This is a genomic window from Paenibacillus sp. LjRoot153 (assembly GCF_964253085.1).
Lineage (GTDB): Bacteria > Bacillota > Bacilli > Paenibacillales > NBRC-103111 > Paenibacillus_E.
This window is the reverse complement of the sequence record NZ_CAXUQH020000001.1, coordinates 193,740-202,500: the sequence shown is the minus strand read 5'-3', so window position 1 is coordinate 202,500 and position 8,761 is coordinate 193,740. Positions and strand designations below refer to the sequence as shown.

Genomic DNA, 8,761 nt, shown 5'->3' with positions numbered 1-8,761 from the left:
TAGACGAGGCTGCCGAGGGCGTGTTTGAGGTTTTTACGCTCAATGTCGCCAACGTTGTTGAGCGTACAGTTCTGCACCGTCACGCCTGCGAGATCAACGGCTTCTACGCGGGCTAATGGTGTTATTTTACCTGTGCGGCCGACTTCCCAAGAAACACTTTGCAGGATTGTCGTCGCTTCTTCGGCTTCAAACTTGTAAGCAATCGCCCAACGCGGGAATTTCTCCGTATAGCCGAATACCTCTCGTGTGCGCATATCCGTCAGCTTTACGACGCTTCCATCAATGAGGAAGTCGAAACTGGACCGCTCCTCCGCGATGCGTTCCAGCTCACCACTGACTTCTTCGATCGTGGAGAAATACCGTGTGCGGTTACTCACTTTGAACAGATTCTCGCGCAGAAACTGAACCATATCGGCGTGATTTTCAAATTGGAGATCACTGCTATAGCCCACATTATAGAAGAAAGCGTTCAGTTTACGCTCTGCGGTTAGTTTGGGGTTCTGATTACGCAGGGCACCTGCTGCGGCATTTCGAGCGTTTTTGAGCGGCTCTGCGGCCGTCTTATTGTATGCTTCAAGGACGGACAGGAACATGACGCCCTCGCCTTGCACTTCAATCGTCCCCTGATCGTAAGGAATCTCCAGCGGGATCGATTTGATCGTTTTGACTTGTGCCAAAATACCTTCGCCAACGGTCCCGTTTCCGCGTGTAGATGCTTGAACCAGCTGACCTTGCTCATAGGTAAGGTTTAGTGTAAGCCCATCAAACTTAAGTTCTACCACGTAAGTAGGGTCTGGCAGAGGCGTTTCAGGGTTCTTGCTATTGTAATCAGCAATCAGCTTAAGTACACGTGTATGCCAGGCTGCCAAATCGTCGGCATTCTGCGCTTTATCCAAGCTCCAGAGACGGGCTAAATGGCGGTGAGGTTCGAAGCCTTTGAGCAGCTCTCCACCCACCCGATGGGTTGGGGAAGCAGGGAGCGTAACCCCTGTCTCCTGCTCCAGCTTCGTTAATTTATCATAAAGCGCATCCCACTCCGCATCGGAAATCGTGGGCTGATCCAGCGTATAGTAATTGTGGTTATGCTTGTTGATTTCTTGGATGAGGGTTTTCATTGCCGCGAGTTTATCGGTCATGGCGGACTCTTCCTCTCTCAATGGGAATAGTTACGGGACAAAGCAAGGCCTAACAAGGCAGAGCGCTCCTACACCTTCGTGATCGGAGCGAATTTCGCGAGCAGGCGCTTCAAGCCAACAGGCGCCGGGAAAGCAATTTGCAGCTCGGTATCATCACCCGAGCCTTTCACGGACACAACGGTGCCGGTGCCCCACTTGCCATGCGACACGCGGTCGCTGGCTTTGTAGTCCGGCACCGCGCCGCCTGCGGCAGGCTGCGGCGCCCGGAACGCAGCCGGTCTCGACGCGGCCGCAGGGCTTGGCGCAGCCACGCCAGCGGTCGTGCCAGTGCTTGGCCGTCCCCCGAAGGAGGACGGTGTGCCCCAGGTAGACGAGCCGGTGGTCGTGCCACGGCTCGATGCAGCGGCACTGCCGCCGCTGCCCCAGGACGAGGTGCCGCCGGAACGGCCGCCTCGGGAGAAGCCGCCGCTGGCGGCGCCAGCGGAGACGGTTTCCAGGAGTTCCTTCGGAATCTCCTGAAGGAATCGCGACGGCGCGTTCGCGGCGGAGCGGCCGAAGAGCGTGCGCATGCGCGCGCACGTGAGGAATAGCTCTTGCTCGGCGCGCGTGATGCCGACATAGGCCAAACGGCGCTCCTCTTCGAGTTCTTCGTTGTCGGCGAACGCACGGCTGTGTGGGAAGACGCCTTCTTCCATCCCGATGATGAAGACAACCGGGAATTCCAGTCCTTTGGCGCTGTGCATCGTCATGAGGACGACAGCGTCCTGCTCTTCTTCGGGTTTGTCTTTATCGAGCGTATCAATATCCGCGATTAAAGCTAAGTCTGTGAGGAAGGAAATGAGGGATTTATCCTCATTACGCTTCTCAAAGTCCATGGTCACGGACAGGAACTCTTCAATATTTTCGAGACGAGCCTTGGATTCAATCGTGTTCTCGCGCTGCATTTCTAAACGGTACTGGGACATTTCAAGGATTTTCTCTGTAAGCTCGGTTACGGACAAGTAATCCACCATGCGATTGAGGTTATCAACCATTTCGCGGAAATCCGCAAGGGCATGCTTCGCCTTCGTATTGATCTCGAGTGAGTCCACTTCCTCTAGCATGGCAAACAAGGAGATCCCTCTGCGTCCGGCCATATCGGCTACTTTATCCATCGTCGTATCCCCAACGCCCCGCTTCGGCACGTTCACAATACGGTTCAAGGAGATGTCATCATTCGGGTTGGAGATGAGTCTTAGATAGGCCAAAATATCCTTAATCTCTTTACGATCATAGAACTTGACTCCGCCAACAATGGTATAGGCGATGTCCGATTTAATCAGAATTTCCTCAATTACCCGGGACTGCGCGTTCGTGCGGTATAGGATGGCGTGATCGCCGAATCTTTTGCCATTGGCTTTATTCTTATTAATCTCATTGGTTACAAAGTAGCCTTCCTCGTACTCGGAATCGGCTTGGTACAGCTTTATCGCTACGCCGCCCTCTTTATCCGTCCACAGATTCTTCGGCTTACGGCCTGTATTATTAGCAATGACTTTATTGGCTGCTTGCAAAATATTAGAAGTCGAACGGTAATTCTGCTCTAAGAGAATCGCCGTTGCATCCGGGTAATCCTGTTCGAAATTGAGGATATTGCTAATATCCGCTCCACGCCAACGATAGATGGACTGATCACTGTCCCCTACGACACAAATACGTTTGTGCTTCGAAGCAATCATCTGACACAGCATATACTGCGCTCTGTTCGTATCCTGATACTCATCGACATGAATATATTGAAATTTGTTTTGATAAAATTCCAGTACCTCTGGAACTTCCTTAAACAAGTGGATCGTCGCCATAATCAAATCGTCAAAATCCAAAGAGTTATTGGCTCTAAGCTTCTTTTGATAAAGGGTATATATTTTCGAGGTCATGCCATCGAAGTAGTCTCCGATTTTGTCTTCAAATTGTTTAGGAGAGATAAGTTCATTTTTGGCTGTGGAGATCGCCGCTTGAAAGGTCTTCGGTTCAAACTTTTTGGTGTCAATATTGAGCTCTTTGCAGCAGGTTCTGATAACCGACAGTTGGTCGCCTGAATCTAGGATTGTAAAGTTAGAGGAAAAGCCGATCCGATTGATGTCTTTACGCAGCATGCGCACACACATCGAGTGAAAGGTGGAAACCCAAATGTCAGCGCCACTTCCGCCTACCAGCTTACCTACACGATCTTGCATTTCACGGGCTGCTTTGTTCGTAAACGTTAGCGCTAGAATGTTCCACGGCGCCGCTTTGCGCGTGCCAATGAGGTAAGCGATTCGATGCGTGAGCACACGCGTCTTACCGCTTCCCGCTCCAGCCATAATTAAAAGAGGGCCATCTACGGCTTCTACAGCTTTGCGCTGCTGGGGGTTCAACTTTTTGATTGCTTCTAAAATATTGACAGTTTCATTCACGTTAGGGTTACCTTCCATTTCTATCAAAGTTCACATTCACGGTCTGAAGCGCCTGCTCCAAGTCACTATATATAATGTTGCCTACCACAATGGTGTCTGCCGCGTCCGCTGCTTGTTGCGCTTTCTCTAGCGAGTCGATCCCGCCGCCATACAATAAACGGGCTTTCTCGAGCACCTGCCGCGTCCGACGGACGAGTTCCATATCACCAAAGGTGCCGCTGTATTCCAAATACACGATCGACATGTGAAAAAGCTTGTCCGCCATACGCGCATAAGCTGTTACGTCCTTCGCATCCAAGTCGGTACGCGCTGAGGTCAGCTGGGCTGCCGTCGCTTCTCTATTCAAAATAATGTAGCCTTCGGCTACGATCTCATCCCAATTCAGTAATGCCCCGTATTCCTTCAGCGCCTCGTGATGTTGCCCGACGATCCATTTCGGATCATCTGCATTCAGCACAACAGGTATTAGAAAAAGGTCAAAGCCAGGCACAATCGCTTCCTGATTTGAAATCTCTAGGGCAACGGGAACCTCATATTGACGGATTCGCGATAGAAGATCTACCGTGTTATCGAACGTCACTCCGGAGGAGCCTCCTACCAGAATCGCATCTGTACCAGATAAACAGAGCCGATCCAGCGCCTCGTCTGAGATGTCCCGGTCTGGGTCGAGCTTAAATACATGTTTCCACTTACGTATATCGACGATCAAATGTTTCCCTCCGATTAGGCGGCAGTTCTGCCATACTATCAACAGTCTATGCTACGCATTCTGGTGTGTCAAATGACAAAAGACGGGCTAATCGCCCGTCTTTTAGAGGAATATGCAACTGAACGTATCCGATCTTCGTGGAAGCTACATTTGCGCCGTAATACGCACAAATGTTCGTTATTTCACGACGATGTTGAGAATTTTCTCCACATTAATTTCTTTATGGTCATTCTGCTGGAGCTCGAGTTTAATTTCATGTGCACCTGTGGTTAAATTTGTGAGGGTTAATGGACCTGTTTTACCGATCATCGCCTTCTGCTTGCCATCCACATAAAGGTGGAGATGCCCTTCTCCCTGTACATTCGCTTTATTCATGTCTTCTTCGGATAATTTGAAATTGGACGTTTGGTACGTAATCGTGACGTTCTTCCCATCGACCTTGTAGTTGGCATCAATTGCAGGCTTCGCACTCGTCGTTGTTGTTGTCGCTGTCGTTTTCGTACCCGTTCCTGTTTCTGTCTTCACTTGAACCGTTGTCGCAGTGCCCGCATCCTTCGTCCCTGTTGCTACGGACGGGATGACCTCATCTTTGGAACCGCATGCTGTAGTTAATGCTCCCAATACCACTAAAGTAGCCGCACCATATACCCACGTTTTTTTCATCAGCTTAAGCTCCCTTTTCCCTAAGTTTGGACATCCTATGTTCCTTATATATGTGTGCCAAGCCGTACTCATTCCTGAATTAGAAAAATAGTAGGACAAATTGGAGGAAGAAAACAAAAAGACACCCTGCCGAGGGAGGCCAGGATGTCTGAATGTCTGGAAACAATCGTCCGGAAACGATCTAATCGTGATTACACTTATTTAGAAGTTATATTTATTACCTTCTTGTGACCTATTCGTGTAGGAGTTCCCCTCAGAACTGGACGATGGCATGCCTTGCTGTGTACGGGAAACAATACGTGCTTGCGCACCCCTGCCGATCCCCGTTACGCCTGTCTGCTCATTGGTATAGTTGGAAGAAGCTGCATATCCCTGGGATCCACGACCGTAGCTCGACTGCTCATGGCTTGGGCTTGGATCTTGATAGCTCCTTGTTGGAGTTTGGTTATAAGAAGAGGACTGTTGCTGCGACTGACTTGGTGTATATCCTTGGCCTCGACCTTGTTGATTGTTGTACACCGCATTCGGATACTGGTTGGCATAATTCACTGGCTGGAACGAAGGTGTAGGTGCTGCAGTTGGTGTTTGGTGCAGTGCCGCAACTTGGTTCTGCCCTTGATTTGGTTGCCCTTGTTGCTGACTGTACGGTTGTCTTTGTTGGTACGGTTGTTCGGATTGATGAGACGCCGTTTGATACGATTGAGGTTGCTGGGATTGAGATTGTTGCTGATGTTGTTGCTGCGACTGAGTAGACGACTCCGAACTCCGATCTTGCTGCGTAAAGCTAGCTGAAGCAGCTCGGCTAACATGCTGTTGGACGATGCTTTGTACTTGGAGCGCCGTCTGACTCTGCTTCTGAAGCTCTTGCTCAATCATCTGCTGCTCAGCCTGTTGAATTTGATACCCGCCAAGGCTCTGAATTTCTTGAAAAACAAGCGCTTGATCATCCAATGTTTTTTGCAATAAAGTTTCAAAGGTCTGTCGAATGCCAGGATTAGCAGCTTCTAACGCAGCCGTTGTGTATTCACGCGCACTGCGCTTCAATTCAGACAGGACGAAGTTGGCAAAGTCCAGATCTTCTAAGTCTACTTGCTGCTGTTGGTGCTGTTGTTGAGAATTTTGCTGATACATGCGACTTGCACCTCCTTGTAGGTTCGAATTAGTGGGTCATTCCGGATTGTTGTTGCAGGGCATTGATCAGGATACTCATATTTTGCAGTCGTTCTTGAGATAGGTGAGACAAGGTTTGCTTCAAGGACTGACTTTGGCTGTTCACCGCGCCTTGTACACAAAGCTTCGCTAACAATTCTTCATTCTTGAATGTATCCGTTAGATACGAAAGTTCTTTACCTGAAATAGCTTGGTTCTCTTGCGTGTTATACATGTGCATGTGACCTCCTTTCCTCTCTTCTATTTTTCCCAAAAAATGCCGTTTTATGTCGGATAAACAAAAAAACTGCTTCGCCACAGTTTAATCCCTGTAGGAAGCAGCTTTCGATTAGGATGCAGGCTGTGCAGGTTTACCCGCATACGCATCTGCTAACTTTTGAATATCCTCGGCTGCCAGCGAGTAAGCCCACTGCCCACCCTGCTTGGCTAACCATATTTGTTCTCCGCTCAATTTACCTTCGTAGACATCGGTAACGTCTTTCCCGTCTACCGTCATGGCTATCTCCAATTTAAGCTCTCCATCTGTTGTCGGCTTCTGAGCTGCCGCTTGCGGTAGTTCACTAGTATGCAGGAAGATTAACTGATCGAGCAGCGGACTTGCCTCCGTGCCCTTCATCTCTTTATCCCCAAGCTTCCAGCCTGCATCCGCAGCGACTTTATCTTTGTCTGTCTTGGAAAGCGTCCATGACTGGCCCTTCCATGTCAACTTGACACTTTGTACCTTGTCGTTCTCTTGATGAATAGGACTTGTGTCGGCAAAGTCGACCGGCGTTTTGTTCAGCGATGTCAACGATTGGTCGCTGACTTGATACACGGCAGATGAGCCTTCCACTTGTACGTAAGAGAAGCCTTCGATCGGCAACGCAGTCCCTACGAGCAAGCCCTGTTTGGAACCGTCCTTCAAGGTGACTTCATAGGTGCCCACAGGTTTATCTAAGCCATATTCAGCTAGATTCGTTGCTTGATCCTCCACAACCTTAGTCGACGTTACCAGACCTAACATATCTAACCATGAGTCAACTTGATTCGAATTGATCGGCGCAGCCGCTGGCTTTTGCATATCCCAACCAGTGGTCGTACGGCTTAATTCAATCTGCTCCTCCTCCGTTTTCACGGTGACAGCCTTCACATCTTCTTGTTTCAGGGTTAGAAGGGACTTGGGTTCATCTTTCTTCTCTTGAAAGAAGTCTTTGCTTGAGGCGTACCAGAAGCCACCGATGCAAATGGCGACTAACAGAATGGTTGGAATAAACCGTTTCATCCTCTTCTCCTCCTCCACCAGATCAAGCCGCCAATTACAAGGAACAAGAGTGGTAAGAACACGATGGTGATGAGGAAAATCGTATTCGCTTGGCTAGGTGTAATCATTGCCTGTTGATACGCATCCCCTTGTCGTGGACGGATCGTAATTTGATCTCTCTGTTCTTGCAGCCAGCCAATACTGTTCAGAGCAAAGTCCTTATTCCCTTGATTCTGAATATCTTCATCCAACACGAATGTAGAACCACCTAGAATAACAGCTTTCGGCTTGTTATCTTTGTCTGAGATGGCGTAACCCAAGTTAAGCGGTCCTTTGACATCTGTCGCATCCTGCTTCGTCTTGTTCTGTGCCAGCAGGTTAATGTCCGTTTCACCGTAAGCTTTATCCGTTGTTGTTAACAGCAAGGATTTGGTATAATCCGGCGCACTTTCATCCGCATTCAAGCTAACTGCTAGTGACAGCATCGTAATCAAATTATTGCTGGATAATTTATTTGTAATATCATGTGAACCGTACTCTGGGATAATCGTTAAAGGGTCATACAAGGACGTTTGCTTCGTTTCAATCGCAATCGCATGCTGATCCTGAATACCATAGGTTTTCATGATGGCATCAATGTTTTTCCATTTCGTCGTCATATCCTTGTTGAAGCCCAGCGCGATATAAATTTTACCTTTACCCTTCAAATAGGTCTGAATGAGCTCTGCTTCTTTGTCGTTCAGATCGTTGGTTGGACCTAGCAGCATGAGCATTTGCGCATCATCCGGGATTTTGCCTTCCACGTAAAGATTCAGATCCTTCACGTCATAGTTGGCAGCAGCCAGGCTGCTTTTGAAAATACTCATAGCAGATGCCGGGTACTCTTGATGACCTGAGAGCAAGTAAACCGTATGTTTCTCCGCAGATGTCAGGCTTTGAATCGCTTGTGTAAACTTCTCTTCGCCTGAGAAGGTATAGGAGCCATCCTGTTGTCCGACGAACAATTCATAGAAGTTGATGTTTTGCTTTTTGGTACCCAATTCGAAAATAATCGTTCCGCCTTGGTCCACCCCATACTGCTTCGCCATCGAAGGCTGCTTCAGCATATCGTACTCGTCGTACGTAATTTTACTACTTTGCTTCTTATACTCAGCCACCATATCCGTGACTTGACGTGTCACAAAATCATTGCCATCTCCACTGTTTGTGAAGGCGATGACGTGAATATCTTGATTGAGATTTTTGAGTGCAGCGGTTGTTTGCTCTGAGAGCGTGAAATTTTTATTTTTCGTCAAATCGACCTGGAAGCCCTTAAGCGAGTGTAGGAAGATTGTCAGAATAATGAAAATGCCGATAACCGCGATTGATAGTACAGTCGCATTAGTTCCCCGTATCCACTTATTCATTC

General features: G+C 48.6%; 8 protein-coding genes (1 of these 8 running past the window's edge). All 8 read right to left on the bottom strand.

Features of this window, described 5'->3' with window-relative positions; translation table 11 throughout:
- Positions 1–1,136 carry the 5' portion of an NAD-dependent DNA ligase LigA gene (gene ligA, locus ACSQ8P_RS00845; RefSeq protein WP_436233497.1) on the bottom strand. The gene continues 886 nt to the left of window position 1, outside the view, so only the first 1,136 of its 2,022 coding nucleotides appear in the window; the start codon lies at positions 1,134–1,136; its stop codon lies beyond the left edge, outside the window.
- 68 nt (positions 1,137–1,204) lie between these two features.
- The gene (gene pcrA / locus ACSQ8P_RS00840) at positions 1,205–3,589 is read right to left on the bottom strand and encodes a DNA helicase PcrA (protein WP_436233496.1); all 2,385 of its coding nucleotides are present in this window, start codon (positions 3,587–3,589) and stop codon (positions 1,205–1,207) included.
- Positions 3,579–4,280, bottom strand: a complete 702-nt coding sequence (locus ACSQ8P_RS00835; protein WP_436233495.1) for a heptaprenylglyceryl phosphate synthase — start codon at positions 4,278–4,280, stop codon at positions 3,579–3,581. Before ACSQ8P_RS00835 ends, pcrA begins: the two co-directional genes overlap by 11 nt.
- A 177-nt stretch (positions 4,281–4,457) precedes the next feature.
- The gene (locus ACSQ8P_RS00830; protein ID WP_436233494.1) at positions 4,458–4,943 is read right to left on the bottom strand and encodes a hypothetical protein; all 486 of its coding nucleotides are present in this window, start codon (positions 4,941–4,943) and stop codon (positions 4,458–4,460) included.
- 201 nt (positions 4,944–5,144) lie between these two features.
- Positions 5,145–6,074 carry a spore coat protein gene (locus ACSQ8P_RS00825; RefSeq protein ID WP_436233493.1) on the bottom strand — a complete coding sequence of 310 codons (930 nt, stop codon included), beginning with the start codon at positions 6,072–6,074 and terminating at the stop codon, positions 5,145–5,147.
- 28 nt (positions 6,075–6,102) lie between these two features.
- On the bottom strand, positions 6,103–6,327 hold the full coding sequence (locus tag ACSQ8P_RS00820) for a hypothetical protein (RefSeq protein WP_056611378.1): 225 nt from the start codon (positions 6,325–6,327) through the stop codon (positions 6,103–6,105).
- Between the two features lie 114 nt (positions 6,328–6,441).
- Positions 6,442–7,374, bottom strand: coding sequence for a DUF4340 domain-containing protein (locus ACSQ8P_RS00815; RefSeq protein ID WP_436233492.1), 933 nt, complete (start codon positions 7,372–7,374; stop codon positions 6,442–6,444).
- Positions 7,371–8,759, bottom strand: coding sequence for a GldG family protein (locus ACSQ8P_RS00810; protein ID WP_436233491.1), 1,389 nt, complete (start codon positions 8,757–8,759; stop codon positions 7,371–7,373). The genes ACSQ8P_RS00815 and ACSQ8P_RS00810 overlap by 4 nt, the downstream gene beginning before the upstream one ends.
- Positions 8,760–8,761 lie beyond the last annotated feature (2 nt).

Coding starts and splice junctions, on each gene's coding strand:
- ACSQ8P_RS00810 (WP_436233491.1), bottom strand. CDS start 8,759: ATGAATAAGTGGATACGGGGAACTAATGCGACTGTACTATCAATCGCG.
- ACSQ8P_RS00830 (WP_436233494.1), bottom strand. CDS start 4,943: ATGAAAAAAACGTGGGTATATGGTGCGGCTACTTTAGTGGTATTGGGA.
- pcrA (WP_436233496.1), bottom strand. CDS start 3,589: ATGGAAGGTAACCCTAACGTGAATGAAACTGTCAATATTTTAGAAGCA.
- ACSQ8P_RS00815 (WP_436233492.1), bottom strand. CDS start 7,374: ATGAAACGGTTTATTCCAACCATTCTGTTAGTCGCCATTTGCATCGGT.
- ACSQ8P_RS00820 (WP_056611378.1), bottom strand. CDS start 6,327: ATGTATAACACGCAAGAGAACCAAGCTATTTCAGGTAAAGAACTTTCG.
- ACSQ8P_RS00825 (WP_436233493.1), bottom strand. CDS start 6,074: ATGTATCAGCAAAATTCTCAACAACAGCACCAACAGCAGCAAGTAGAC.